At 64.8% G+C, this 25,776-nt stretch carries 20 protein-coding genes and 1 pseudogene; 13 read left to right on the top strand and 8 right to left on the bottom strand.

Annotation, left to right across the window (positions count from 1 at the left end; genetic code table 11):
• Window positions 1-99: 99 nt before the first annotated feature.
• A complete protein-coding gene (locus ABIA96_RS34170; protein WP_354141314.1) occupies window positions 100-1,029 on the top strand; it encodes an efflux RND transporter periplasmic adaptor subunit in 930 nt (309 codons plus the stop codon).
• The gene (locus ABIA96_RS34165; RefSeq protein WP_354141313.1) at window positions 1,029-4,172 is read left to right on the top strand and encodes an efflux RND transporter permease subunit; all 3,144 of its coding nucleotides are present in this window, start codon (window positions 1,029-1,031) and stop codon (window positions 4,170-4,172) included. The genes ABIA96_RS34170 and ABIA96_RS34165 overlap by 1 nt, the downstream gene beginning before the upstream one ends.
• A 79-nt stretch (window positions 4,173-4,251) precedes the next feature.
• On the opposite strand, the gene ABIA96_RS34160 is transcribed toward ABIA96_RS34165, so the two are convergent.
• The gene (locus ABIA96_RS34160) at window positions 4,252-4,926 is read right to left on the bottom strand and encodes a Crp/Fnr family transcriptional regulator (protein WP_354141312.1); all 675 of its coding nucleotides are present in this window, start codon (window positions 4,924-4,926) and stop codon (window positions 4,252-4,254) included.
• 224 nt (window positions 4,927-5,150) lie between these two features.
• On the opposite strand from ABIA96_RS34160, the gene ABIA96_RS34155 reads away from it, so the two are divergent.
• The 4 genes from ABIA96_RS34155 (at window position 5,151) to ABIA96_RS34140 (ending at window position 10,799) form a co-directional block, all read left to right on the top strand.
• Complete coding sequence (locus ABIA96_RS34155; RefSeq protein WP_354141311.1) at window positions 5,151-7,208, top strand: AsmA family protein; 2,058 nt, start codon at window positions 5,151-5,153, stop codon at window positions 7,206-7,208.
• 253 nt (window positions 7,209-7,461) lie between these two features.
• On the top strand, window positions 7,462-9,909 hold the full coding sequence (locus ABIA96_RS34150; RefSeq protein ID WP_354141310.1) for an adenylate/guanylate cyclase domain-containing protein: 2,448 nt from the start codon (window positions 7,462-7,464) through the stop codon (window positions 9,907-9,909).
• Between the two features lie 288 nt (window positions 9,910-10,197).
• Window positions 10,198-10,554 carry a type I restriction-modification system subunit M N-terminal domain-containing protein gene (locus ABIA96_RS34145; RefSeq protein ID WP_354141309.1) on the top strand — a complete coding sequence of 119 codons (357 nt, stop codon included), beginning with the start codon at window positions 10,198-10,200 and terminating at the stop codon, window positions 10,552-10,554.
• Complete coding sequence (locus tag ABIA96_RS34140; protein WP_354141308.1) at window positions 10,473-10,799, top strand: N-6 DNA methylase; 327 nt, start codon at window positions 10,473-10,475, stop codon at window positions 10,797-10,799. The genes ABIA96_RS34145 and ABIA96_RS34140 overlap by 82 nt, the downstream gene beginning before the upstream one ends.
• Window positions 10,800-10,827: 28 nt before the next feature.
• Here the strand turns inward: ABIA96_RS34140 and ABIA96_RS34135 are convergent.
• The 4 genes and pseudogenes from ABIA96_RS34135 to ABIA96_RS34120 form a co-directional block, all read right to left on the bottom strand.
• A pseudogene (locus tag ABIA96_RS34135) lies at window positions 10,828-11,157 on the bottom strand (PIN domain-containing protein); the annotation flags it as partial.
• Window positions 11,154-11,384 (bottom strand): AbrB/MazE/SpoVT family DNA-binding domain-containing protein, encoded by a 231-nt coding sequence (locus tag ABIA96_RS34130; RefSeq protein ID WP_354141307.1) that lies wholly within the window; start codon window positions 11,382-11,384, stop codon window positions 11,154-11,156. The gene ABIA96_RS34130 and the pseudogene ABIA96_RS34135, both read right to left, overlap by 4 nt.
• Window positions 11,385-11,481: 97 nt before the next feature.
• Window positions 11,482-12,753 carry a Spy/CpxP family protein refolding chaperone gene (locus ABIA96_RS34125; RefSeq protein ID WP_354141332.1) on the bottom strand — a complete coding sequence of 424 codons (1,272 nt, stop codon included), beginning with the start codon at window positions 12,751-12,753 and terminating at the stop codon, window positions 11,482-11,484.
• Between the two features lie 776 nt (window positions 12,754-13,529).
• Entirely contained in the window at window positions 13,530-14,603 is a 1,074-nt protein-coding gene (locus tag ABIA96_RS34120) for a LysM peptidoglycan-binding domain-containing protein (RefSeq protein ID WP_354141306.1), read from the bottom strand.
• 154 nt (window positions 14,604-14,757) lie between these two features.
• On the opposite strand from ABIA96_RS34120, the gene ABIA96_RS34115 reads away from it, so the two are divergent.
• On the top strand, window positions 14,758-15,450 hold the full coding sequence (locus tag ABIA96_RS34115; RefSeq protein ID WP_354141305.1) for a hypothetical protein: 693 nt from the start codon (window positions 14,758-14,760) through the stop codon (window positions 15,448-15,450).
• Window positions 15,451-15,702: 252 nt separating this feature from the next.
• Window positions 15,703-18,369, top strand: coding sequence for a bifunctional diguanylate cyclase/phosphodiesterase (locus ABIA96_RS34110; RefSeq protein WP_354141304.1), 2,667 nt, complete (start codon window positions 15,703-15,705; stop codon window positions 18,367-18,369).
• Window positions 18,370-18,373: 4 nt separating this feature from the next.
• Here ABIA96_RS34110 and ABIA96_RS34105 read toward each other — a convergent pair whose 3' ends face one another.
• Complete coding sequence (locus tag ABIA96_RS34105; RefSeq protein ID WP_354141303.1) at window positions 18,374-19,063, bottom strand: NAD-dependent epimerase/dehydratase family protein; 690 nt, start codon at window positions 19,061-19,063, stop codon at window positions 18,374-18,376.
• Between the two features lie 433 nt (window positions 19,064-19,496).
• On the opposite strand from ABIA96_RS34105, the gene ABIA96_RS34100 reads away from it, so the two are divergent.
• Together ABIA96_RS34100 and ABIA96_RS34095 are read left to right on the top strand one after the other, a co-directional pair.
• Window positions 19,497-19,754 carry a hypothetical protein gene (locus ABIA96_RS34100; RefSeq protein ID WP_354141302.1) on the top strand — a complete coding sequence of 86 codons (258 nt, stop codon included), beginning with the start codon at window positions 19,497-19,499 and terminating at the stop codon, window positions 19,752-19,754.
• 108 nt (window positions 19,755-19,862) lie between these two features.
• On the top strand, window positions 19,863-21,560 hold the full coding sequence (locus ABIA96_RS34095) for a GMC family oxidoreductase (RefSeq protein ID WP_354141301.1): 1,698 nt from the start codon (window positions 19,863-19,865) through the stop codon (window positions 21,558-21,560).
• Window positions 21,561-21,677: 117 nt separating this feature from the next.
• On the opposite strand, the gene ABIA96_RS34090 is transcribed toward ABIA96_RS34095, so the two are convergent.
• Window positions 21,678-21,800, bottom strand: a complete 123-nt coding sequence (locus tag ABIA96_RS34090) for a hypothetical protein (protein WP_256440042.1) — start codon at window positions 21,798-21,800, stop codon at window positions 21,678-21,680.
• Between the two features lie 232 nt (window positions 21,801-22,032).
• On the opposite strand from ABIA96_RS34090, the gene ABIA96_RS34085 reads away from it, so the two are divergent.
• From ABIA96_RS34085 to ABIA96_RS34075, 3 genes are all read left to right on the top strand, one after another.
• On the top strand, window positions 22,033-22,170 hold the full coding sequence (locus ABIA96_RS34085) for a hypothetical protein (protein WP_354141300.1): 138 nt from the start codon (window positions 22,033-22,035) through the stop codon (window positions 22,168-22,170).
• A gap of 119 nt (window positions 22,171-22,289) precedes the next feature.
• Window positions 22,290-23,432 carry a lactonase family protein gene (locus tag ABIA96_RS34080; RefSeq protein WP_354141299.1) on the top strand — a complete coding sequence of 381 codons (1,143 nt, stop codon included), beginning with the start codon at window positions 22,290-22,292 and terminating at the stop codon, window positions 23,430-23,432.
• Between the two features lie 190 nt (window positions 23,433-23,622).
• Window positions 23,623-24,510, top strand: coding sequence for an efflux RND transporter periplasmic adaptor subunit (locus tag ABIA96_RS34075; protein WP_354141298.1), 888 nt, complete (start codon window positions 23,623-23,625; stop codon window positions 24,508-24,510).
• Window positions 24,511-24,772: 262 nt separating this feature from the next.
• On the opposite strand, the gene ABIA96_RS34070 is transcribed toward ABIA96_RS34075, so the two are convergent.
• On the bottom strand, window positions 24,773-25,621 hold the full coding sequence (locus tag ABIA96_RS34070) for a caspase family protein (protein ID WP_354141297.1): 849 nt from the start codon (window positions 25,619-25,621) through the stop codon (window positions 24,773-24,775).
• Window positions 25,622-25,776 lie beyond the last annotated feature (155 nt).

The following is a 25,776-nucleotide window of genomic DNA, read 5'->3' as shown; positions in this document are numbered from 1 at the left end:
AGTCTTGCTCCCAGCGCGCGTCCCGCAGCCCTGCGGGACGCCGCTTCGTTTCAGGGAAACGCTCCCAATAACCGCGAGCCAGGCCAGGATGATCCGGCGATGAACATCTCCGAATATCTCAAGCCTGCGGGAACCGTGGCGTTCATCGTTGCGCTCGGCGTCGGCTATTACTGGTTCGAGCATCGGCATCGCTCCGAGCCGAAGGAGACGCCGGGCGAGGCGCTCGTCATCGTGACGAAGTCGACCAACGCGTGCTTCTCCGACCTGGTGCGGGTGACCGGCTTCTTCGTGCCGCGGCGCGAGGCTGTGGTCGTGGCTGACCAGGAAGGGTCGAAGGTCACCGACGTCTTCGTCACCGAAGGCGCTACCGTGACAGACAATCAGGAGCTGGCCCGCCTGACGGCGCCGCCGCAGATTCCGGGCCAGCCGCAACGGCCGGGCCCGCAAGGTCCGATCTCGCTGAAGGCGCCCGCGCCGGGCCTCGTCACGGAAGTCCGCACCATCGTCGGCGCGCCCGCCTCGCCGCAGGCCGGACCGATGTTCCGCATTGCCGTCAGCGGCGAGATCGAGCTCGACGCGCAGGTTCCCGCCGTGCATATGCCGAAGCTCAGCCCCGGCGCGACGGTGCGGATCAGCCGCGACGACGCCGCCGATCTGATCGGCCGGGTCCGACTGGTCGCGCCCGAGATCGATCGCGCCACGCAGCTTGGCCGCGTTCGCATCAGCGTCACCAACAATCCGTCGCTGAAGGTCGGCATGTTTGCCCGTGCCTCCATCGACGCCAAGCGAAGCTGCGGCGTCGCGGTTCCCAAGACGGCGATCGACCATCTCACCGTGCAGGTGGTCAAAGGCAACGTCGTCGAGACGCGCCGGGTGCGCGTCGGACTGACATCCGACAGCCAAACGGAAATCCTTGAAGGGGTCGACGTCGGCGAAATCGTCGTCGCCGATGCGGGCTCCTCACTGCATGACGGCGACCAGATCAAGACCATGTTCGCCGATGAACTCGATCGCACGCGGGTACGCTGATGGCTCTGAATATCTCGGCATGGTCGATCCGTAATCCGCTGCCGTCGGTGGTGTTTTCGATCATCCTTTTGATCCTCGGTTGGACCTCCTTCAGCAAGCTCGCGATCACGCGGCTGCCTTCAGCCGACATTCCCGTGATCTCGGTCGCGGTCTCCCAGTTCGGCGCCGCCCCCGCGGAACTCGAATCCCAGGTCACAAAGACTGTTGAAGACGCCGTCTCCGGCGTCGAGGGCGTTCGGCACATCACCTCCTCGGTCACCGACGGCGTGTCCGTGACTACCATCCAGTTCGCGCTGGAGACCAACACCGACCGCGCGCTCAACGACGTCAAGGACGCGGTGACGCGCGTGCGCTCCAACCTGCCGCAGAACGTCACCGAGCCCCTGATTCAACGCGTCGACGTGATTGGCCTGCCGATCGTCACCTATGCCGCGATCTCGCCCGGCAAGACGCCGGAACAGCTCTCGTACTTCGTCGACGACGTGGTCAAGCGCGCATTGCAAGGCGTGCGCGGCGTCGCCCAGGTCGAGCGCATCGGCGGCGTCGAGCGCGAAATTTTGGTGTCGCTCGACCCCGACCGCCTGCAGGCGATGGGGCTGACCGCCGTCAATGTCAGCCAGAGCCTGCGCGGCACCAATGTCGACGTCGCCGGAGGTCGTGCCGAGATCGGCAAGAACGACCAGGCGATCCGGACACTGGCCGGCGCCAAGACGCTGAGCGACCTCGCCGGCACCATGATCCCGCTATTCGGCGGCGGCGAGGTCCGTCTCGACGATCTCGGCACCGTCACCGACACCATCGCCGATCGCCGCACCTTCGCCCGCTTCAACGGCGAGCCGGTGGTCGCGCTCGGCATCAAGCGCTCCAAGGGCGCCAGCGACGTGAAGGTCGCCGAAGCCGTGCAGAAGCGCATCAACGCGCTCAAGGCCGCTTATCCCGATGTCGACCTCAAGCTGATCGACACCTCCGTCGAATACACTAATGGCAATTACGAAGCTGCGATCTCGACCCTGTTCGAAGGCGCGATCCTCGCCGTCGTCATCGTGCTGTTGTTCCTGCGCGACCTGCGCGCCACCATCATTGCCGCGGTCTCGCTGCCACTGTCGATCTTCCCGGCGTTCTGGGCGATGGACATCCTCGGCTTCTCGCTCAACCTCGTCAGCTTCCTCGCCATCACGCTGTCGACAGGTATTCTGGTCGACGACGCCATCGTCGAGATCGAGAACATCGTACGGCACATGAATATGGGCAAATCGCCCTACCGTGCCGCGCTCGAAGCCGCAGACGAAATCGGCCTTGCCGTGATCGCGATCTCGCTCACCATCATCGCGATCTTCGCGCCCGCGAGCTTCATGTCGGGGATCGCCGGACAGTTCTTCAAGCAGTTCGGCATCACGGTCTCGGTGCAGGTGTTCTTCTCGCTGCTCGCGGCACGCTTCGTGACGCCGATGCTGGCTGCCTACTTCCTCAAGCATGGCTCTCACGAAGAGCCGCCGCCGGGCCGCATCCTGCGGGGCTACCACAGAATCGTATCGTGGTCGGTGAAACACTATTTCATCACCGTGCTGATCGGCCTCGGCATCTTCGCGGCTTCGATCTGGAGCATCACGCTGCTGCCGCAGGGCTTCCTGCCGGCGCAGGACAGTGCCCGCTCGCTGCTCGCGCTCGAACTGCCGCCGGGCACGCAGCTCGCCTACACCGAGAAGGTCACCGAGGACATCGTCGCGCGCCTGCGCAAGCGGCCCGAGGTGAAGAGCATCTTCGTGGACGGCGGGCGCGTTCCACCGGGCACCCAGGAAGTCAGGCGAGCCGCCCTGATCATCAATTACACGCCCAAGAACGACCGCAACATCACCCAGCGCGAGCTTGAATTCTCGATCAGCCAGGAGCTGGAGAACGTTCCCGATATCCGCTTCTGGTTCCTGGACGAGAACGGCCTGCGCGCGATCTCGCTGGTGGTAACCGGCGTCGACCCCAATATCGTCAACAATGTCGCGAGCGAGCTTGCGACGCAGATGAAGCGGATTCCGACCATCTCCGACGTGATCTCGGAGACCTCGCTGGAACGTCCCGAACTGCGCATCGAACCGCGCGCCGACCTCGCCGCGCGGCTGGGCGTCTCGACCGAAAGCCTGTCGCAGACGATCCGTGTCGCGACGATCGGCGACGTCGGTCCGGCGCTCGCCAAGTTCGACGTCGGAGATCGCCTGGTCCCGATTCGCGTGCAGCTCGAGGATGCCGCGCGCGGCAATCTCAAGACACTGGAGCAGCTGCGCGTGCCGCTCGGCGAGCACGGCGAGAAGGGCGGCGTGCCGCTCTCGGTCATTGCCGACGTCAAGCTCGACCAGGGCCCGACCAGCATCAACCGCTACGACCGCGAGCGGCAGGCAACCGTCGCCGCCGACCTCGTCGGCTCCGCGGCGCTCGGTGATGCCACCAAGAAGATCTACGAGCTGCCTGTCATGAAGAGCCTGCCGAAGGGCGTGAGGGTCTCACCGTCGGGCGACGCCGAAAGCCTCAACGAGCTGTCCGACGGCTTTGCCACCGCGATCACGGCCGGCTTGATGATGGTCTATGCGGTGCTGGTGCTGCTGTTCGGCACCTTCCTGCAGCCGATCACCATCCTGTTCTCGCTGCCGCTCTCGATCGGCGGCGCGATCGCCGCTTTGCTCGTCACCGGCAAGCAGCTCACGACGCCGGTGTGGATCGGCATCCTGATGCTGATGGGCATCGTCACCAAGAACGCGATCATGCTGGTGGAATTCGCGATCGAGGCAATTCACGCCGGCAAGCCGCGCGACGTGGCGATGATCGACGCCGGCATGAAACGCGCCCGCCCGATCGTGATGACCACGATCGCGATGGCGGCCGGCATGATGCCGAGCGCGCTCGCGGTCGGCGCCGGCGGCGAGTTCCGCTCGCCGATGGCGCTCGCGGTGATCGGCGGCCTGATCTTCTCGACCATCCTGTCGCTGGTGTTCGTACCTGCGATGTTCATGGTGATGGACGACCTCGGCGCCCTGATCTGGCGCTTCGGCAAGCGGCTGATCGTGCACAGCGAGGACGCAGAGACGGACAGTCATCACGAAACTGCGGACGCGGCACCAGCGCCGAAGAACATCGTGCATCCTGCGGCGGAGTAGCTTCTCGGGGATTCAGATCAAGCGGGAGCTGCACTGAAGCGTCGCAGCGAAGGAAATTCCTCGCCACGATCGCTTGATCCTACTCATTCCGCGCGATCGCGGTCAGCTTGGTCATATTCCTCAGCAGGATACGGCCGCGCTGGAGATCGAGGATAGCCTCTTTGCGCCAGGCCTGAAGCTGGCGATTGACGCTCTCGCGCGCGGCGCCGACGAAGACGCCGAGCTGCTCCTGCGAGATGTGCACCTCGGAGCCGAAATCGGCGGCGAGCGCGCAGAGCCGCCGCGCCAGCCGCACCGGCAGCGGCTGCAACATGGATTCTTCCATGCGCTCGCTCTGCCAGCGGATGCGCTGGCACAACAGCGAGATGATCTTGATTCCGACCTTCGGCTCGCGCTCGAGGAAGGCGAGGAAGTCTTCGCGCCGCAGTACGAACAATTCGCTGACCTCGCCGGCGGTCGCATCCGCGGTGCGGCTCTGGCCGTCCAGCACCGCAACTTCGCCGAACAGATCGCCCGGGCCCATGAAATTCAGCGTCAGCCGGCTACCGTCGGAGGCTCCGGTCTCGATGCGGACCTGGCCACGGCGCACGCCGAACAGCGCATCGCCCGCATCGCCCTTCTGGAACAGCACCTCGCCGTTTGAGAGATGCTGGGTGTGACAGAGGTTGGACAGCCGCTGGAGTTCGTCCGCACCGAGATCGGCGAACATGGCATTCATTTTCAGAATGACCGCAAATTCGGCCTGCTTGCTCATTTCAACGTCCTTCTGAATTTCTTTGGCAAATCGCTTGGAAGCATCAACGTCAGAATCGCGTAAAACCGCGCCGGAGAAGTGTGCCATAAGTCACATAACTTTGCAGCACCTCCCGACTATTTTTACCCGCTTGGAGCGGCTTCCCGTCCCGGGATAAACTCAGGCGTAAAGGACGGGTTGACCGGCCGGATTCGACGCCGCTCGTCCGTCGTTGGAAAGTCGACATGAGAGCAGTGAAATTCGCCGGCGCGGCGGTGGCCGCGATCATCATCGTGATCGTACTCCTGCTGGTGATCGGGATTCCCTCGGGCTTCCTGACCGCGACGATTGCCTCGCGCGTCGAGCAGGCGAGCGGCTATCGCCTGTCGATCGACGGCACCACCAAGATCAGCCTGTGGCCGACGCTGAACGTCACACTGAACGATCTGACGCTTGCCGACCCCAAGGACCGCAGCGGCATTACGCGCCTGACGATCGACAGCGTGCAGGCCGACATGTCGCTCGCAAGCGTGTGGTCGGGCCACCCGAACATCAGCGAGATCGTCGTCACCCATCCGGTGCTGTACCAGCCGCTGCTGCGCGAGCGCCTGCCGAACGCCGATGCATCGCCGCGATCGCCCGCGCTCGAGATCGACGGCGCGACGATCGACCGCGCCAAGATCACCAACGGTGAAGTCGTATTTTCGCGCGCGCGCGATCGCGTCGACGGCCGTATCAGCGCCATCAATGCCGATACCGTCATAGGCCGCGACCGCAAGGTCACTATCGCCGGCACCGCGCGCATAGGCGAGCACCCGACCAAATTCGATATCAAGGCGACCACACCGACGCCGCCGGTCGAGCGGCAGACCATCCCGGTGGATTTCGCCATCGATATGCCCGACGTGCTGAAGTCTCGGCTCGCCGGTCATGCCGAGCTGCGGCTCAGCGGCGCGGTCGTGATGATCAACAGCGTCAACGGCACGCTCGGCGATGGCGCTTTCAACGGCTGGGCCTCGGTCGACATCGCGAGCAAGCCGCTGGTGAAAGTCGATCTCGACTTCCAACGGCTGGCAATCCCGCTGGCGAAATCGCCTGATGGCGCGGCCGGGCAGCCCTGGAGCGACGCGCCGATCGACGTGTCCGGGCTCAACTATGTCGATGCGCAAATCAGGGTCTCGGCCAACGAAGCCGTCATCGGCGACGCGCGTCTTGCACCGCTGGCGCTCGATGCAAAGCTCGCCGGCGGCATCTTGAAGGCAGGCACCGCCAATCTCGGCGCCTATGGCGGCCAGGTCTCGGGCGAGGTGATCCTCGACGCGACCAGCGGCGCGCCAAGCTTTGCGATGCATTCCGACCTCGTCGGCGTACGCGCGCTGCCGCTGCTGAAGGGTCTTGCCGAATTCGACCGGATCGACGGCAAGCTGCAAGCCAAGCTCGCTCTGCGCAGCGCCGGCACCAGCCAGCGCGCGCTGATGGCGAACATGCAGGGCACGGCCTTCGTCAATTTCCAGGACGGCGCCATCCGCGGCATCAATGTCGCGCAGATGATCCGCTCGCTCACGTCGGGCACGCTGTCGGGCTGGCAGGACAGCCAGAACAGCAGCCAGGAGCAGAGCACGGATCTGTCGCAGCTCTCTGCGTCCTTCCGCATCGACAAGGGCCAGGCGGTGACGACCGATCTCAATCTGATCGGGCCGCTGGTGCGTGTCACCGGCGCCGGCACCATTGCGCTCGACACCAAGATGATGGGATTTCGCGTCGAGCCGAAACTGGTGATGACGACCGAAGGCCAGGGCCGCGCCTCCGATCCCGTCGGCTTCGGCATCCCCGTGATGATTACGGGCGCGTGGTCGCAGCCGCGGATTTATCCTGACATGGCCGGCATGCTCGACAATCCTGACGCGGCCTATGCCAGGCTGCGCGAGATGGGCAAGGGCCTGTTCGGGCCTGACGGAGCCGGGCTCGGCAACATCCTGAACAGCTTTGGCCTCGGCGGCGCCGCCGCACCGGGCGGTAACAACGCCGCCGGCAATGCCAATCCGCAGATGCAGCAGCAAGGGCAGGGACAGGGGCAGAACAATCCGCTCGGCGGCCAGCTCGGCGAGGCGATCGGCAATCTGATCCAGCAGGGGCTCTCGAGCGGCACCGGAAACGGTGCCGGCCGAAGCCGCAGCCTGCCAGGCGCATCGGCCACACCGGCACCCCAGGCTTCGCCGACTCCTCCGGCCCAAGACCCGCCCGAGGCGCAGCAGGACAGCCAGCCGATGAACGACGTGATGCGGCAGCTGTTCAATCGGTGATTGGCGGACCAAAGCGTCGAACTCCGCGTGCAGCCTTACACCGCCTCGTCACACAGTTCTTCCTCCGAACGGAGGAGACGGCCGCTGCGACAATTCACCGCCCTGCCAACCAGTCCGGCGTTCCCCGGCGGGGGTAACCACACCCGCCCTTGACTGGCCCCTCGCCGGTCCAAAGGCCCAAATTATGGTAGAAGAGCCGTGGGGCCGGTGCGGCCCGTAGCGCCGGCGTCGGTCGCGGTGCGAGAGGATCCGGATGGCGGGAGCGAAAGACAAGACCTGGTTTCTGCGCGAGGGTCTGTTCGCCAAATATGTCGTCTCCCTCGTCGGCCTCGTCGTGTTCGTCCTCGCCGTCAACGGCGCGATGGAAACCTGGATCTCCTACCGCGCCACCAAGACCTCGCTGACCGACGGGCTCGACGACAAGGCCCAGGCCGCGGCCCGGCGCATGGAGCAGTCCGTCTCCGAACTGGAGCGCCAGATCAGCTGGGTGACGACGGCAAGCCGGGACACGCTCGAAAAACGTCGCGCCGACTACGCCCAGCTCTTGCAGCAGGTCTCGGTCGTCTCCCAGCTGTTTCAGCTCAACGGCGCCGGCCGCGAGGTGTTGCGCGTGTCGCGCCAGTCGACCACGACGGGCGGCAATGCGGACCTCGCCCGCGACATGCGCTTCACTGAAGCGGTGGCGCGCGGGGTCAGCTATTCGGCGGCGAGCTTCGTCGATCAGAAGCCGGTGATGTCGATCTCGGTGGCGCATTCCGGCTTCAATGCCGGCGTCACGGTGGCCGAGATCGATCTCAGCTTCCTCTCCGACTTCCTGTCGGACGCCCAGGTCGGCAAGGCCGCCTTCGCCTATGTGGTCGACGCACGCGGCCGCGTGCTGGCGGCCTCGTCGAAGGGGCCCGATGTCGGCAAAGATTTGTCGAAGCTGCCGCAGGTCGCGGCCGCGATCGCGCCCGGCCGTGAGTCCGAGACGTCAGGCACCGACTCCAACGGCCATTCTGTTTTGACTGCTGCGAGCACCGTACCAAAACTCGGCTGGAGCGTATTGTTCGAGCAGCCGACCGCGCAGGCGCTGACGCCGATCCGCGACCAGCTCGTGCGCATCGCGCTGTTGATCGGCATGGGCCTGCTGGTCGCGATCCTCGCCGGCACGCTGCTGGCGCGCCGCATGATCATCCCGATCACGGCGCTGCGCGACGGCGCGCACAAGCTCGGCGAGGGCGACTTCAGCCACCGCATCGACGTGCACACCTCCGACGAGCTGGAGGAGCTCGCCGGCCAGTTCAACCGCATGGCCGGCCAGCTCCAGGAGACCTATTCGGACCTCGAAACAAAAGTCGAGGCGCGCACCCGCGACCTCGCGCAGTCGATCAACGAGCTGAAGGTGCTGGAAGAGGTCGGCCGCGCGGTCGCCTCCTCGCTCGACCTCAACGCCGTGCTGCCGACGATCGCCGCGCGTGCGCTGGAGATCAGCCACGCCGATGCGGTGCTGATCTACGGCTATGATGCCGAGCGACGGCGCTTCAATCTGGTCGAGGCCAACGGCGTCGACACGTCGGTCGCGGGCGACCATGTCACGATCGACGAAGGCGAGAACATCTTGAGCGAGGCCGCCAATCACGGCGAACCGATCGCGCTTCCCGATCTCGATCACGCCGCCGGGCAGCCGCTGCGCGATGTCGCGGTCGATGCCGGCTTCCACGCGGTGCTGGTGGTGCCGCTGGTCGACCAGCAGGGCACGCTGGGCTCGCTGGTGGTGCTGCGCCGCTTAAGCGGCGCGTTCGAGGGAAGCCTCACCGGCTTGATGCGCACCTTCGCCAACCAGGCGGTGCTGGCGATGCGCAATGCGCGCCTGTTCACGGAGGTCGACCACAAGAGCCACGCGCTGGAGACCGCGCACGAGACCGTGCGCGCCCAGGCCGACAAGCTGCGCGAGCAGACCGAGCAGCTCAAGGACTGGAACAAGTCGCTGGAGGAGCGCGTCGAGACCCAGCTCAGTGAGATCGAGCGCATCCGCAAGCTCGAGCGTTTCCTGGCGCCGCAGGTGGCGCAGCTGATCGCCTCCTCCGACAGTCCCGAAGGGCTGCTCACCAGCCAGCGCCGCGAAGTGACCGTGGTGTTCTGCGACCTGCGCGGCTTCACCGCGTTCACGGAAGCGACCGAGCCGGAAGAGGCGATGAACGTGCTGCGCGAATATCACGCCGCACTCGGCAAGCTGATCTTCAAGTACGAGGGCACGCTCGACAAATATGCCGGCGACGGCGTGATGATTTTGTTCAACGCGCCGATCCAGTTCGAGGACCACACCGAGCGCGCCGTGAAGATGGCGGTGGAGATGCGCGACACCATCGGCCCGCTGACCGAGCGCTGGCGCAACCGCGGGCACAGCCTCGGCTTCGGCATCGGCATTGCGCTCGGCTACGCCACGCTCGGCCAGGTCGGCTTCGAGCAGCGGCTGGAATACGCCGCGATCGGCAGCGTCACCAACCTCGCCTCCCGCCTCTGCGGCGAGGCTCGGCCCAACCAGATCGTGGTGAGCCGCCGCGTCTACGGCATCGTCGAGCCCTCTGTCGAAGCCCGCGCCCTCGACGATCTCCAGCTCAAGGGATTTAATCATCCCGTGCTGGCGATGGAGATTCTGAGCTGGCGTGAGGACGAGGAGAACGTGATGGATGCCTGGAAGAGGACCGCCGCGAACTAGAATGTCGAAAACAACCCCATGCACAGTAGGCCGGGCGGTGGGATCAACGACTTACGGGAGTGCTCAGGCCCGAGCGCGACAAGGCCGTTTGACACGTCGGGCAAAACACCGGCATGATGGCATCATCGGGCGTTTGCGCCGTACCCCCACACCCTGATGTGTTTTGTCCTTCGGATCAGTCGATCCGGTGGCTGGCATCCTGTTGGGATCCAAGCAAAAAAGCTAATGCGCAAGAGTCGCCCCGTGTCGTATTACTGGGCGCACGTTTGACGGGAAAAGACGGAAAGAATGGCACGAGGTTCGGGGAAGAGCCGAGGGGCGAAGGTCGATCGCGGCACTGAGAGCAACGGCAACGGCGCGTTCGAGGCCAAGCTGTGGGCGGCCGCGGACGCGCTGCGCAACAACATGGATGCGGCCGAATACAAGCACGTCGTGCTGGGGCTGATCTTCCTGAAATACATCTCCGATGCCTTCGAGGCCAAGCACGGGGAACTCGACGCGCACGCACGCAGGGCGCCGATCCGGAGGACCCGGACGAGTATCGCGCCCAGAACATCTTCTGGGTGCCGCCGGAAGCACGGTGGAGCTATCTCAAGTCGATGGCGCCGCAGCCGACCATCGGCGAGCTCGTCGACAACGCCATGACCGCGATCGAGCGGGACAACACCTCGCTCAAGAGCGTGCTGCCGAAGGATTTCGCCAGGCCCGGTCTCGACAAGCAGCGGCTCGGCCAGATCATCAATCTGGTCAGCGACGTCGCGCTTGGCGCTCCCGCCGATCGCTCAAAGGATACACTCGGCCGCGTCTACGAATACTTTCCCTCCCGCTTTGCGAGCGCCGAGGGCAAGAGCGGCGGCCAGTTCTACACGCCGTCGCACGTCGTCCGCTGATGCTGCGGCCGTGCTGGAGGTCTTCGCTGTAGAGCGTGTCGCAGCCGGCCCCGATCGCGGATGCGACGATGAGGGCATCGTAGAATGCGACAGAGTGATCCCGAGCGATCACCAGCGCTGCAGCGTGGGTGTCTGATGTCAGCGGCACGATGTCCGGAAAGCGAAAGCGGATCGTCTGCACCGCCGCCTCAATGACGGACCAGTCCTGCTTTTGTTTCTTGCGCAGCACGCTGGTGAACTCGTTCAGCACCTGCGCGCTGATGACGCCGCCGCCGGCAATCGCTGATAGCGCCGGCCCGCGCCGGATGTCGGTCGAAAAAGCGTAGATCAGAATATTGCTGTCGAAGAACGGGCTCACCGCTCGTTGGCTTCGTCGCGGTCGAATTTGTAGCCGTCGGGCAGCGGAAACTGGAATTGCTTCACTTGCCTCAGAAACTCGGCCTGCTTGTCGACCTTCTCCACCGCGATCTGGCCCTTCGAGGCTTCGACCACGTTGAGCTCGTCGCCAGGCGAGAGCTTCAAGGCTTCGACCAGCGCCTTGGGCAGGCGCACCGCAAGACTGTTGCCCGATTTGGAGACCTGCATGGCAACCGACCTCCATGATCTACATTATAGATGTATATCATAAGGGGGATATCATTGCGTTTCGAGCTGGCTCGGGCGCGGATTCCTTGGGAGGATTCTACGTCCCCCGCTTCGGCCCCATCGCCTCGAACCCTACCTTCTGCTCATCACTCAGATCCGCCTCGAAATCATCGAGCGCATCGCCGACGCTGTTGACCGCCTGCTGCATCCTCTGCAGCCGCGCCTTCACGGCGGCGAGGCGGGCCTGCGGTGTCGCTTCTGCCTTCGTCGGGCAAGGACTGAGCGTCTCCATGGTGCGCAGCGTGGTGCCCTGGAGCACGTCGAGCCGGGCGCGTCCGGTGTCGTCGAGCTTCAGCGTGTTGGCAATGTCGTCAGCCGGCCATTGCTGCTGCACGAGCTGCTCGTATTGGCGCTGGGCCTGCACATCGTAGCGGGGATCGTAGTTCGGATCGCAGGCGGAGGCCGCCTGCGCATCCTTGTGCTGAGCCGATGCAAGCGCCGCGCGGCGTTCGTTGGCGAGCGAATCCAGCTTTGCCTTCTGGCCGTCATCGAGAAGGTCGACGAATTTGGCGAGCGGCGCCGCGAGGGCGTCCGTGGCCTTGATCATCGCATCCAAGCGGGTCTGCATTACGCCGAGGCGCTCCGCCGCCGTCATTGGCGCCTGCGCCGGGCACGAGGCGCGGATGGTATCGCGCGCCGAGGCCCAGGCGGCGCCGAGATCGTCGAGCGCGGTGCGCTGCATCTCGTTGGGCTGCACGGCGGCTGCAATGCGATCGACGGGCAAGCCGCCGGTGTCGCTGCCATCACAGACCGCCTCCACCGATGGGACTCGTCGCGCGCGACGTCCCTGCGGCGCGGTATAGGCGGCGAGCTCCGGGGCCGCATAGGGCGCGAAGATCGCCGCGTAGATATCACCATAGCCATAGAGCGAGAGGCTGGTCGTATCGCCGAAGATGATGGCCGTGGTGAGATCGTCATGCGCGAACGGCCAGAACACGGGACCGATCCAGCCATAGCTGCCGTCGGGATGACGCCACCAGCCCTGCGGACGGCGACCGCCGTGCCAGCCCGACAGCGCAGCCTGCGCCGTGAGCGCCGCGCGCACGATAGTAGGATTGGCAGGCTGACCGCGCTCACCGCCGCGCGGATCCTGCGATCTCAGCGCAGCGGAGCGATAGCGACTGCCTCGCACCGCCATGCGGGCGTGGCGCAGCCGCGACAGGCCGATGACGTGACCGACGGCGAAGCGCGCAACACCGAGCGGCCCGCCGCGCAATCCGAACTGGGCTTCGGCCGTATTCGGTAGCAGCACTGCGAGAATCGCTAAGACAACGCCGACCAGCGCCAGTTTCGTGCGGGATCTCGACATGACAGAGCCGACCACTGAGTTGACCACCGAGATGACCACTTCCTGGCCCTCCTCCAGCGCCAAGTGCGCATCGCGCCGCATGACATTGACGCGCGGCGGAACCAAATGTTCCGCGGCGAGACGGTCAAAGCGTCGCGGAACGGCTGCGTCTTACCTCGCCCCGCTTGCGGCAGGGCAATCGCATATGGGAGCGATTCCCCCCGTAGCCATCCTTCGAGACGCCCGCCGTTGGCGGGCCCTCAGGATGAGGACCGAGTGTGCGGCCGTCGTTTCGACCAGCACCAATGCCACTTAGCCTCATCCTGAGGAGACCGCGAAGCGGTCGTCTCGAAGGACGAGGCGCTTGCTCAGGCCTATCCGAAACATCATATGCGATTGCCCTGCGCTTGCGGGGGAGGGTTGGGGTGGGGGCTGTCTCGGCAATGGGGTTGTCGAGAATTGCGGAGAAACTCCCCTAGTGGCGAGAGCCCTCACCCGCCGCGCTCTGCGAGCGCGTCGGCCTCTCCCGCAAGCGGGAGAGGCGGAGCAAGCCCGCGATCCCGGTGAAATCCATATGCGATCCCCCTGCCGCTTGCGGGGAGAGGTCGGATCGCCCCGGGCGATGCGAAGCATCGTCCCGCGCGATCCGGGTGAGGGGGTACAGGTCTATCGAGAGACAACTCTCGCGGAGAGAGCCCCTCACCCCACCCTCTCCCCGTAAGAACGGGGCGAGGGAGAAGAGAGACCGGCGTCGAAGCGTCAGGAGATGCAATCCGCAACAGCGAGAACCGCCGCGTTCACCGCGCCCTTTGCGGCATCACGAACGTCTGGCCGGGATAGATCAGGTTGGGATTGTGGATCTTGTCGCGGTTGGCGTTGACGATCAGCGCGTAGCGGTTGCCGTCGCCGTACGCGAGACGGCTCAATGCCCAGAGGCTGTCGCCGCGGGAAATCACCCGGCTGCCGCCGGCCTCTGCCGGCGTCGCGTTGAAGACCTCCGCGGGCGAGGCCGATGCGACAGTGGCACCCGCCGCCGGCACCCTCGCCGTGGCCTTGGGCTTGGGCCCGCCCATCATGCGCGGCCGAGCCGCGGACCGGTCCGACGTCGCGGCCAGGCGCGGCGCCGGCAGGGACGCGACGACGTCCGATTTGTCGTCCGGCTTTTCAACCGACTTGGTGTCCTGCTTCGCAACCGGTGTGACGCGCGCAGGCGGCGGTGCGGCTTCGGCGATCATCACCGGCATGGTGCGGCTGGATTGCACGACAGTGCCGTCGGGCGCCTTGGCGCGCAGCGCCAGTTCATAGCTGCCGGCGGGAAGCTTCGGCGGGGTCATCACGAACTGGCCCGACGCATCGGCCACCACACTGTCGAGCGGCTGGCCGTCGCGCATCAGCTCGACCGTCGCACCCGGCGCGGCCCGGCCCGCGATCACCGCGGCCTCGCCATGATCGTCGACGCGCGCGACGTCGAAACGGGGACCGGTGTCCGCAACGGCCGGCTGCGGCTTGGCCGGCGCGATATCGACCAGCGCGGCGACCTGCTTCTGGGTCTCGGCGAGCGCATCCGCCTTCGGCGCAGGGGTTGCGGCAGCAGCAGCGGACGCCGATGGCGCGGGCGGCGCGCTGGCGGCAAGCTTCGGCTCGTCCGGCTTGGATTCAGGCTTGGCTTCAGGCTTGGCTTCGGCTTTTGCCTCGACCTTGGGTTCGGCCTTGGCTTCAGCCTGCTTCACGTCCGGCTTCGCGACCGCTGCGACCTCGGCGTTGGTCCCGCCCGGCAGCAGACGGCGCAGCTCGGTCGGCCCGATGACCAGCACCGTGCCGACGACAGCGAGCAGACAGAATGCAATGAAGGCCTTGGATGCGGTGATCATCAGTCAGCAAATCCTGGGTCGCAAATCAGCCGAGGGCAGCAAATTGCGCTGTTTTGGCCGCGGCAGCAAGACGGTCGATGGGATGAACCGAGGTAGTCCCAATGGCGTCAAATGAGCGAGGCCGCACTGCGGCAATTTTCCAGAGGATTTCATCGTGACCGCATTTTGCCGCGCCGCGCCAATTCTGGCGCTTGCCCTGACGCTCGCCGCCGCCCCCGCGCTCGCCGCCTCCGGGCCGCCGGCGGGCTTCGTCCTCACCGACAATGCCGAGCTCGCCTTCACCTCGCCCGACGGCGCCACCAGGCTCGAGCAGTACATGAAGGACGGCGGCGACTGGGACGTCAAATGGCAGGTCTGGGCGCGGCACGGCGAGCAGATGACCGAGCTGAAGCCTGAGCAGGGCTATGGCGCCGGCTTCCGCTTCACCGAAGACTCGCAATGGCTGGTGCGGATGCAGAAGACCGGCTCGGGCGAGCAGGATCTGTTTCTCTACCATGTCGAGAACGGCGCCTTCGTCAGCGCGGCGAAGACATCGCTGAGCGATCTCGCCTGGGACTATTTTCACAGCCGGTCCGACACCCGGAACATGAAGCTCGACTACCACATCTCGGCCAATCTCATGAAAGGCACCGAGGATGCTTATCGCTGGCTCGGCGTCGACTGGCCCAACAACCGCTACCTCTTGATCTCGCTGTCGGGCGAGATGGACAAGCATCCGAAGAACGTCGCCGTGAAGGGACTGGCCGACTGGAAATGCCGTTATGACCTCAAGACCGGCAAGTTCGACGTGCCGGCGATGTTCGCCAAGGGCAACGCGGAAGCGCTGACCTGGGAGATCAAGAGGTAAGTGCAGGTCTCGGAGGGGTGGGCAAGGCGACTTGTCCGTCATAGCTCGAAGAGCGACGGCGGAAGCGTGCCCGCCACCTCTATCCACCGAGACAAAAGGTGGGCACGGCGCGCGAAGAGCGCGCCTTTGCCCACGAGACCTCACGTAATCCACGGAACCCCCTGATTCCGTTCCGATTCACATTTCCCTAACCCTGACTGGTAACGGGGTCTTGTCGGTTTTGCTGCATCTTGCATCCCACGGGAGGGCTGGATGGGCGCATCAATTCGATGGACCGCGCGACTGCGCGCGTTGCTTCGCCAATGGCGGGGCGCGCCGCTGACGTGGCTGATCGTGGGCGGCTTCGTGCTGATGGCGGCGATGGCCATCGGCACCGGGCTCACCGTCGACCGCTTCCGCCAGAACGCGATCGAGAGCGGCCGCGACAGCCTGGAAAGCTCCGTCCGTCTGCTCGCCCGCCATTTCGATCGCGAGTTCGAGGATTTCGCGGTGCTCCAGAAGAGCATCATTGCTGAACTCGAAGGCCATGGCATCGATTCCCCCGACGTGTTCCGCAGCGAGATGGCGACGCTCGCCGTGCACGAGGTGCTGCGCACCAAGGCCAGCGGCTGGTCCGACGTCGCCGGCGCCAATGTGTTCGATTCCAGGGGCGTGCTGATCAACTCGTCGAAGCGCTGGCCCGTCGCCGATATCTCGGTCGCCGATCGCGGCTATTTCAACCGGCTCAAGAACGATCCGGCCTCGCAGGAAGAGATCGAGGTCGTGCCCGGCCGGTTCGGCAAGGGTCCTGCGATCGTGATCGCGCGGCGCGTGTCGGGCCCGCATGGCGAGTTCCTCGGGCTGGTGTCGCGGGCGATCACGCCGGAGCAGCTCGAATCCTTCTTCGCCTCGACCGGGCTCGGTGAGGAATCCTCGATCGCGATGCACCACCAGAACGGCCAGCTGCTCGCACGCGTTCCGCATGTCGATGACATGATCGGGCAGAACTACCGCACCGGCTCGCCCGACCAGATCGCCGTGTTCGAGCGCTCCTTCGTCACGACTGAGCTCACCAGCCCGATCGACGGCAAGGACCGGATCGTCGCCTCGCGCATGCTGACCGGCGAGCCGCTGGTCGTGGTCGCCACCAAATCGCTGGACGCGACGCTCGCCACCTGGCGCACGCAAACCAAATTCTTCGTCGCCGTCGCCGTGCTGTCGATCGGCCTGCTCGTGCTCACGCTGTTCCTGATCTTCCGCCAGGTCACGAGGCGCGTCTCGCTGGAGAAGCAGCGGCTCGACACCGCGATGAACACGATGACGCAGGGCCTGCTGATGTTCGACGAGGACGAGCGGCTCATCGTCTGCAACCGCCGCTACATCGAGATGTACCGGCTCTCGACCGCCGTGGTGAAACCCGGCGCCTATTTCCGCGACGTGATCCAGCATCGCGCCGACACCGGCTCGTTCGAGGGCGACGTCGATTCCTATTGCGACGACATTCTGAGCAGCGTTGGACAGATCCAGAGCAACATCGTCGAGACCTCCGACGGCCGCCTGATCGAGATCAAGAACCAGCCCGGCGCCGCCGGCGGCTGGCTCGCCACCCATGACGACGTCACCGAGCGCATCCGCGCCGACGAGCGCATCGCGCATATGGCGCATTATGACGCGCTGACCGATCTGCCCAACCGAGTCCTGATGCGCGGACATCTGGAACGGCGCGTGGCGGAGCTTGCCCAAGGCAAGCCGTTTGCGATCCTCTATATCGACGTCGACGAGTTCAAGGGCGTCAACGATTCGCTCGGCCACGAGGTCGGCGACGAATTGCTGCGCCAGGTCGCCAACCGCCTGCGCGGCTGCGTCAGCGGCAACGATCTGGTGGCGCGGCTCGGCGGCGACGAATTCGCCATCATCAAGGCCGGCACGAACGACCAGGCGGAGCTGACGGCGCTCGCCGAACAGATCCTGAATTCGCTGCGCAGGCCGGTGGACTGCAAGGGGCAGGAGATCACGACCGATGCCAGCATCGGCATCGCGATCGCGCCCGACCACGGCGACAATCTCGACGACCTGCTCAAGCGCGCCGATCTGGCGATGTACGCGGCGAAATCGGAGGGACGCGGCACCTTCCGCATCTTCGTGCCCGAATACGACGCCAAGGCCGGGCTGCGCCGCCAGCTCGAGCTCGACCTGCGCCAGGCACTCGGCCGCGGCGAGTTCGAGGTACACTATCAGCCGCTGGTCGATCTGTCCGCCAATGTCGTCACCGGTTGCGAGGCGTTGCTGCGATGGCATCATCCGGAGCGCGGGATGGTCTCGCCCGCGGACTTCATTCCGGTCGCGGAAGACACCGGCCTGATCGGCGACATCGGCGAATGGGTCTTGAGGCAGGCCTGCACCGAGGCGGCAAGCTGGCCCGGCGACATCCACATCGCGGTCAACGTCTCGCCGGTGCAGTTCCGATCCAAGACGCTGGCACTGAAGGTTGCGGCCGCGCTGGCCGAGTCAGGTCTCGCGCCGGGACGGCTCGAGCTCGAGATCACCGAAACCGTGCTGATCCGCGACGACGAGGAAGCACTGACCATCCTGCAACAGCTGCGCGAACTCGGTGTGCGCATCGCGCTCGACGATTTCGGCACCGGCTATTCGTCGCTGAGCTATCTGCATCGCTTTCCCTTCGACAAGATCAAGATCGACCGCAGCTTCATCAGCGACATCGGCGAGCCCGAGGATTCCTCGCCGATCGTCCAGGCCGTGGTGCACATGGCCGCCGCCCGCCACATGGCGACGACGGCGGAAGGCGTCGAGACCGAGGCGCAGCGCGAGGTGCTGCGGAAGCTCGGATGCAGCCAGATGCAGGGATGGCTGTTCAGCCCGGCGGTGCCGGCGGCGAAGCTGAAGCAGTTGCTGTCGAAGCAGGCGGTTGCGGCGGCTTAGGTTATTAAGTTGGCGGACCATTGAAAGCGCGAGACATCCGCCTCATCGCCGCGTTTTCGAGATGAACGATCCCGTTCGGCGCCGAGCCGTCGACGAATTCTGCCGCAAAGGCGCGTCCGATATCGTCCTGCTCGATTGCGCCGAAAGGCCCCGGAATGAGACGCCCTAACCAGGCAACATAAGCTGGGGTGTGAACATTGCCCGCGATAATTCCCGGACGAAAAATCGCGAGGCGCTGGAAGCCTGTGTTTTGGACAGCCTCTTCCTTCAGGCCCATGATCCGCACGTAACGAAACCTGCTTTTCGCGGTGCTCCCCACCGCCGAAAGCAGAGCAAAGCGAGTGATGCCACCGGCATGACAACCGCGGGCAAAACCGCCGACGACGCCAATTTCGAGGGCCTTCAATTCGTCTTCGCTCCACGTCATGCTGCCCTTGCCGACGCCGACACAGGAGGCCCCGTAGACAGGATCACCTTGCGCGACCATGCCCCGCGCAACCTTGGTCACCTCGTCTGCAAACCGGTCATCGGCCGTATCCAGGAGCACCTGACGTACGCGGGAATTCGCGTTCGCAGATACGGGCCTGCGATTGAGCATCACGATTTCAGCGCATGACGGCTCCGCCACGAGCGCACGCACCACGGCGTCGCCGACTTGTCCCGTGCCGCCGATGATCAAGACGCGAAATGCCATTTCAGCCCTTGTCGAGGACGCCGCCTGAACTCTTCAGGTCGTCATTACACAGGGAGCTTCCCGAACTCCCTGCCCGCGTGAACTATATCTTGCCTTCAATCTCCAGAAACCCATTGTTTTCAAAAGAATATTGTACTCATGATCCCTCTTTCAGGTATCGTGGGAAACTTTGGCGCAATGAGTAAATTCGGGAATTGCTTAAGCTGGGACTCGGCGCCACGCCCGTGCAGGCTGACGGCGGCCGCTCCAGCCATTACGGGCTGTTCGATCGCGGGCCGGATGGACACAAGCCCACCGGCGACGGCAGTCAGGAGCCCTGTTAGTCGGCACAAGCGCAGGCTTGCCGGGACGCTCGTTGCGATCGAGCGCCGTTACGCCCGCATTGCACCTCCGCACTTGTATTCGCGCCGCGTTTCCATATCTCAGCGGCATGATGAAGCTCACACGCGTTCAGGACCACGCCATTCAGGCACTCATGGCTGGCATCGTCGGCGCCGAGACGTTCGATCACGTCTTCGCCGGCATTCGGTTCGATGAAATCGAGGGCACGATGCTCTACGCCTTCGCCAGGAACGAGGATGTCGCGTCCGACATCGAGGACAGCTACTCGCCTCTCATCGCTGCCGTTGCCTCGCGGGTGCTCGACAAGCAGGTCGACGTCGTCGTCGTGATGCCCAAGGTCCTGCAATAAGGTTCTGCAATAGGTCTTGATGTCACCCACCGCCTGTATGGGCCGGGCGTGACCCCGCAGTAAAACCACGCTAACCTCTTGGAACAAGAACAAGAGGAAACGCCAATCGTGTACGACTTCATTATCGTGGGCGGCGGCTCGGCGGGGTCCGTGCTGGCCCACCGGCTCTCCGCCAGGAGCGCCAACAAGGTCCTGCTGTGCGAAGCCGGGCAGGACACACCACCCGGCAACGAGCCGGCCGAGATCCGAGACAGCTATCCCGGCACCGCCTATTTCGATCCGCGCTTCCACTGGACCGAATTGAAGGTCACGACCCAGGTCGTCAGCCACAACAATCCGAACGAAGCGCGGCCGCCGCTGCGCAAATACGAGCAGGCGCGCGTGCTCGGCGGCGGCTCCTCGATCAACGGCCAGATGGCCAATCGCGGCGCACCGACCGACTACGACGAATGGGATGCGCGGGGCGCCGAGGGCTGGACGTGGAACGACGTGCTGCCGTTCTTCAAGAAGGTGGAGCGCGACCTCGATTTCGACGGCCCGTATCACGGCAAGGACGGCCGTATTCCCGTACGCCGCATTCCGCGCGAGCATTGGACCCGGCATTCCCAAGCGTTCGCCGACGCCTTCCAGCAGGCCGGCCATCAATATCTGCCGGACCAGAACGGCGAGTTCGCCGACGGCTATTTCCCGGTGACGCATTCCAACCAGGCCGAGCAGCGCGTCTCGGCCGCGATGGGCTATCTCGACCGCGAAACCCGCAAGCGCGCAAATCTGACGATCTCCACCAACACGCAGGTGAGAGAGCTGCTGTTCGAAGGCACGCAATGCGTCGGCGTGAAGGCGCTTGTCGACGGACGCGAGCAGGAATTCCGGGGACGCGAGATCATCCTCTCCTCTGGCGCGATCCATTCGCCGGCGCATCTGTTGCGCGCCGGCATCGGCCCGGTCGGCCACCTCAAGGACATGGGCATACCGGTCCTGACGGGGCTCGCAGGCGTCGGCCAGCGCCTGATGGATCATCCCTCGATCTCGCTGTCATCGTTCGTCCGCCGCGGCGCGCGCATGAACGAGCATACCAGGCGGCACATGCAGCTCGGCCTGCGCTATTCGTCCGGGCTCGCAGGCGTGCCGAAGGGCGACATGTTCGTCGTCCTGCTCAGCAAATCAGCCTGGCACGCGGTCGGCGAGCAGATCGGCTCGGCGCTGACCTTCGTCAACAAGACCTATTCCGAGACCGGACAGGTCAAGCTGTCCTCGCGCGATCCCTCCGCCGAGCCGATCGTCGAGTTCAATCTGCTGTCCGACCGGCGCGACCTCGATCGCCTGATGAGCGGCTTCCGCAAGATGGCGGCCATTCAAATGAGCGACGCCGTCCGGGCCGTGACCGACAAGCCGTTCCCCGCCGCCTATACCGACAAGGTGCGCAAGATCGGCGTGGTCAACACCAGGAACAGGATCTTGACCAAGATCGCCGCGACCCTGATGGATGGACCGGCGGCGCTGCGCCACTATCTGATCGACAATTTCGTGGTCGAAGGTTTTACTTTCGATGACGTGATCAACGACGACGCGGCGCTGGAAGCCTTCGTGCGCGAGGCCACCATCGGCGTCTGGCACGCCTCGTGCTCATGCCGCATGGGCCGGGGCGATGATCCGATGGCCGTGGTCGATGCCCAGGGCAGGGTCAAGGGCATCCAAGGCCTGCGCGTCGTCGACGCCTCGATCTTTCCGGTGGTGCCATGCGCCAACACCAATTTTCCGGTGTTGATGGCGGCCGAGAAGATCGCGGCCGCGATGATGCAGTGACCTCGTCACGCTTCGGCCGTCCGGAGATCGCCGACGAAGCTATCGACGTCGCGCTTGAGATCGTCCGACAGGCGAGAGCATCTTGGTCGAATCCAGCACCTCGACGGCGGCCGCGGCCTATTTCGCCCGTCTTGCCGCCTGAATCTCGACGAACTCGGCGTCCGGATGCGCGACGATGGTGGTGAACATGATGCCGCTGATGATGAGCGACCAGGCGGTGTCCCAATAAATCCAAAACACGTGCCAGCCTCCGTTTTGGCGTCCTGCCGTGAGACCGTGGTAACGGCGGAAGAAGGCTGCCGTTCCTGAACGATCCGTGGCCGTAGACTGCGGCTTGAAAAAGAGCAAGCGAAGCCTAGCGCTTTCCGGTGTTGGTCGGCTGTGAACGAGTTCATAGGGTCGTCGCATTTTGCAGTGCACGATAGCTCACGCGCTTTCGGCGCATCGAACTTCGACGGACGGATTTGGCCTGATGCGCAAACAACTGGTCGCCTGGACCATCCTGACCTCGGCGTTGCTGGCGGTTGCCGTGTGGACCGTGCTCGGACCGCCCGATCATCTGGCCGGTCCGCATTTGCCCTCGCGCGACCTGACGGCGTCGGTGCGCTGAGTAGCTGCAACCGATGCAATTTCGGCATCAATCAATCCCAATTGGAATTTGGTGCAACGGAACATCTGCCGCTATCCTTCGCCGCAAAACAACAACGTCACACCGGCAGGAGGACGCCCATGATCAGACCGACACGCCCCGCACCCCGCGCGGCGATCGCCACCATCCTCTTCACTTGTCTTGTCGCTTGTCTTGCACTCGTCTTGGGAGTCCGTGCCGGCATGGCCGAAACCTTCGCCTATGTCGGCAATGCCGACTCCAACAACATCAGCGTGTTCAAGATCGCCGAGAACGGCGAGATGACGCCGGTGCAGACGGCCGCCTTCACCGGCGTCGAAAAGCCCGGCGCCTCGACGCCGCTTGCGATCACACCCGACCATCGCGTGCTGATCGCCGGAGTCCGCTCGCAGCCGTTCCTTGCGGTGAGCTTTGCGATCGATCCCAAGACCGGCCAGCTCAGCCATATCGGCAACGGGCCGCTCGCCGACAGCATGGCCAACATCGCGACCGACCGCGGCGGCAAGGTGCTGTTCAGCGCCTCCTATGGCGGCAACAAGGTCGCGCTGAATCCGCTTCAGGCGAACGGTGTCGTCGGCGAGCCGAAGCAGGTGATCCCGACCGGGCTGAACGCGCACGCTTTCCTGCCCTCGCCCGACAACCGTTTTGTGTTCGCGACCAATCTCGGCTCCGATCAGGTGCTGAGCTTTGCGTTCGACGCCGCTGCCGGCACGCTGACGCCGAGCGATCCGCCCTTGTTCAAGACGCCGGAGAAATCCGGGCCGCGGCACTTCGTGTTCCACCCCAACGGCAAGTTCGTCTATCTCATCCACGAGCTGAACGGCGACGTTGCAGCGTACAGCTATGAAGCCAAGAGCGGGGCCTGGGGCGAGATCCAGCGCACCACTGCGCTGCCCGAAGGCTTCAACGGGAAAGAGTCTGATAAGAAGCCTTGGGCCGCCGACATCCACATCACCCCGGACGGCCGCTTCCTCTACGCCTCCGAGCGCACCACCAACACGCTCACCGCCTACAAGGTCGATCCCACCAGCGGCAAGCTGACCACGATCGGCAGCGTGCCGACCGAGAAACAGCCGCGCGGCTTCAACATCGACCCGACCGGCCGCTACCTCGCCGCGGTCGGCGAACTGTCCGACGGCATGACGGTCTACGCCATCGACCAGACCAGCGGCGCGCTCAGCAAGCTGAAGTCCTACGCCACCGGCAAGAAGCCGAACTGGGTGGAGTTTTTGAAGCTGCCGTGAGGGCGCGCTCACTCTCCAGGGGAGGGTAGGGAACAGCGAACCTCTTCGCTGGCGCAGCGACTAAATCAACAGGCGGCATCACGCCGCCTGCGCTGCGGCATTTCTCATCCGGTCAGCCCATGGCCCGCCGCCATCGCTTCTGCTATCGATTGAAACCTCATCGAAGCCTTGCGGCTAACCGGAATCACCGATGCGTCCATTGCCTGCGCGTTCCCTGTCCCAGACCTTCGTTGCCCTTGCCGGCCTGGTGCTGGTCTCCGCCCAGCCCGTGCGCGCGGCCGATGACGATGCGCCCAAGGGACCGGCGGTCACGGTGCTGAAGGCGGCAAAATCCTGCTTCTCCGACATCGTCGAGGCCACCGGCTCGATCATCGCGCGCGAGGAGACCTCCGTGCGGCCCGAACGTCCGGGGCTGAAGGTGACGGAAGTGCTGGCCGAAGCCGGCGAGACCACGACGGCCGGCCAGGTGATGGCGCGGCTGGCGCTGCCCGAAGGCGGCACGCTCCAGGTCACCGCTCCCGTGGCCGGCGTCATCGCCACGTCGACCGCGCAGATCGGCGCGCTCGCCTCGGCCAAGGGCGAGGCGCTGTTCACGATCGTGGCACGCAGCGAATACGACCTGGTCGGCCTGGTGGCGACCAACGACATCAGGAAGCTCGCGATCAATCAGCCGGCGACCGTGCGCATTGCCGGCACCGGCGACATGGAGGGCAAGGTGCGCCGCATCGGTCCGACCGTCGAGCCGAACATCCAGCAGGGTATGGTCTATATCGGTATCTCGTCGCAGAGGCGGTTGCTGCTGAACGCGAGCGGTCGCGCGCTGATCAAGACCGGCCAGAGCTGCAACGTCGCGGTGCCGCTGACCGCCGTGCAATATTCATCCGCCGGCACCGTGGTGCAGGTGATCCGCCGCAATCGCGTCGAGACCAAGCGCGTCGAGACCGGATTGATGTCGGGCGGCAATATCGAGGTCCGCGACGGCCTCAACGAAGGCGATATCGTCGTCGCCCGCGCAGGCGCGCTGTTGCGCGAAGGCGACCCCGTGCGCCCGGTGATGGCCGCGGAGGCAGCGAAGTAAGTCGCGCCACACCCGTCATTGCGAGCAGCGAAGCGACGAAGCAATCCAGAGTCTTTCCGCGGAACGATTCTGGATTGCTTCGCTGCGCTCGCAATGACGAGTATGAGGCAGATGTGCTCCAAACACGCATGCCGTAGGGTGGGCAAAGCGAAAGCGTGCCCACGTCTTCTATCGAAAATATCGGAGAGATGGTGGGCACGGCGCGTTGCGCCTTTGCCCACCCTACGAGAGCTCGCTACGAAGCAACGTTCGCCGCTAAAAACTAGCCGCCGGCCTGATCGAAATGCACGTCCTCGAGCAGCGAGGACGAGACCGTCGGGACCTGATCGCCTTCGGAGGCGCGGGAGATGGCGACGCGGGTCTTGTTGAAGACGCTTTCGGCGCTGCCTTGCGCATTGAGATTGGTGAGGAGTTCGCTGACCAGCGTGCTGTGCTCGCCCATGCCGTCGTCGACGACCTTGCCGGGCGAGGCCGAGGACAGGATCAGCGCGTTGTCGGGCGTGCCGATCGGCGCGAGACCGTGCGAATAGGAACGGAAGCGGCGCTCATAGGGATTGCGGCGGGAGGCATCGACCACGACCAGCTTGGCCTTGGCGCCCTGCTCCTTCATCATGTTGAGCACGCCCTCGATCGAAACGCCCTGGCGGCGGACGTCGCTTTCCTTCCAGATCACGGCATCGACCGGCAGCATGTAGCTCTCGCGGCCGGCCTGCACGCCGTAGCCGCCGAAGAACAACATGACGACGGTATCGCGCTTGATGCGGGACTTCAGGCGGTTGACGGCGCGGACCATGTCGTCCTTGCTCGCGTCTTCCACCATGTCGACGTCAAAGCCGTTCTTGCGCAGCGACGAGGACAGCGCGCGCGCGTCGTTGATCGACTGCATCAGCGGCGCGCTGGCGTCGGGATAATGACCATTGCCGATAACGAGCGCGAGCTTGGAGGTCTGGCCCACCGAGCCCGTGACCTGGTCGGTCGAGACGGCCTTGGCGGCGTCGAGCACGCGCATGTTGAGGGCAGCATGCGCACCGATCGCCAGCGACACCGAGCCGATGAGGGCTGCGGCGAGCGCAATCGAGCGTCGGGAAATGTCGAGCTGCCTTAAATTCATCTCGCTGCATTCCTGTCATTGCCAAAGATCGGCCAAGCGCGCGCACACAGGTTGAGTAGCGCGAGAGCGTCTTTGGGTTTGAGGATTGGCCGGGGATGTGCCCCGGAATTGCGCGCAATTTGCGGCGCCGCAACAAACAAACCCTTAACCGGATA

Source organism: Bradyrhizobium sp. LB11.1 (assembly GCF_040549385.1).
Classification (GTDB): domain Bacteria; phylum Pseudomonadota; class Alphaproteobacteria; order Rhizobiales; family Xanthobacteraceae; genus Bradyrhizobium.
Note: the sequence above shows the minus strand (reverse complement) of the source record. Positions and strands in the feature narration are given on the sequence as shown.

Excerpts from the sequence above, each read along its gene's own strand:
- ABIA96_RS34130 (WP_354141307.1), bottom strand. The coding sequence starts at position 11,384 with ATGCAGGTCTCCAAATCGGGCAACAGTCTTGCGGTGCGCCTGCCCAAG.
- ABIA96_RS34125 (WP_354141332.1), bottom strand. The coding sequence starts at position 12,753 with ATGTCGAGATCCCGCACGAAACTGGCGCTGGTCGGCGTTGTCTTAGCG.
- ABIA96_RS34075 (WP_354141298.1), top strand. The coding sequence starts at position 23,623 with ATGCGTCCATTGCCTGCGCGTTCCCTGTCCCAGACCTTCGTTGCCCTT.
- ABIA96_RS34120 (WP_354141306.1), bottom strand. The coding sequence starts at position 14,603 with ATGATCACCGCATCCAAGGCCTTCATTGCATTCTGTCTGCTCGCTGTC.
- ABIA96_RS34085 (WP_354141300.1), top strand. The coding sequence starts at position 22,033 with ATGCGCAAACAACTGGTCGCCTGGACCATCCTGACCTCGGCGTTGCTG.
- ABIA96_RS34165 (WP_354141313.1), top strand. The coding sequence starts at position 1,029 with ATGGCTCTGAATATCTCGGCATGGTCGATCCGTAATCCGCTGCCGTCG.
- ABIA96_RS34080 (WP_354141299.1), top strand. The coding sequence starts at position 22,290 with ATGATCAGACCGACACGCCCCGCACCCCGCGCGGCGATCGCCACCATC.
- ABIA96_RS34070 (WP_354141297.1), bottom strand. The coding sequence starts at position 25,621 with ATGAATTTAAGGCAGCTCGACATTTCCCGACGCTCGATTGCGCTCGCC.
- ABIA96_RS34160 (WP_354141312.1), bottom strand. The coding sequence starts at position 4,926 with ATGAGCAAGCAGGCCGAATTTGCGGTCATTCTGAAAATGAATGCCATG.
- ABIA96_RS34100 (WP_354141302.1), top strand. The coding sequence starts at position 19,497 with ATGAAGCTCACACGCGTTCAGGACCACGCCATTCAGGCACTCATGGCT.
- ABIA96_RS34145 (WP_354141309.1), top strand. The coding sequence starts at position 10,198 with ATGGCACGAGGTTCGGGGAAGAGCCGAGGGGCGAAGGTCGATCGCGGC.
- ABIA96_RS34170 (WP_354141314.1), top strand. The coding sequence starts at position 100 with ATGAACATCTCCGAATATCTCAAGCCTGCGGGAACCGTGGCGTTCATC.
- ABIA96_RS34110 (WP_354141304.1), top strand. The coding sequence starts at position 15,703 with ATGGGCGCATCAATTCGATGGACCGCGCGACTGCGCGCGTTGCTTCGC.
- ABIA96_RS34150 (WP_354141310.1), top strand. The coding sequence starts at position 7,462 with ATGGCGGGAGCGAAAGACAAGACCTGGTTTCTGCGCGAGGGTCTGTTC.
- ABIA96_RS34105 (WP_354141303.1), bottom strand. The coding sequence starts at position 19,063 with ATGGCATTTCGCGTCTTGATCATCGGCGGCACGGGACAAGTCGGCGAC.
- ABIA96_RS34155 (WP_354141311.1), top strand. The coding sequence starts at position 5,151 with ATGAGAGCAGTGAAATTCGCCGGCGCGGCGGTGGCCGCGATCATCATC.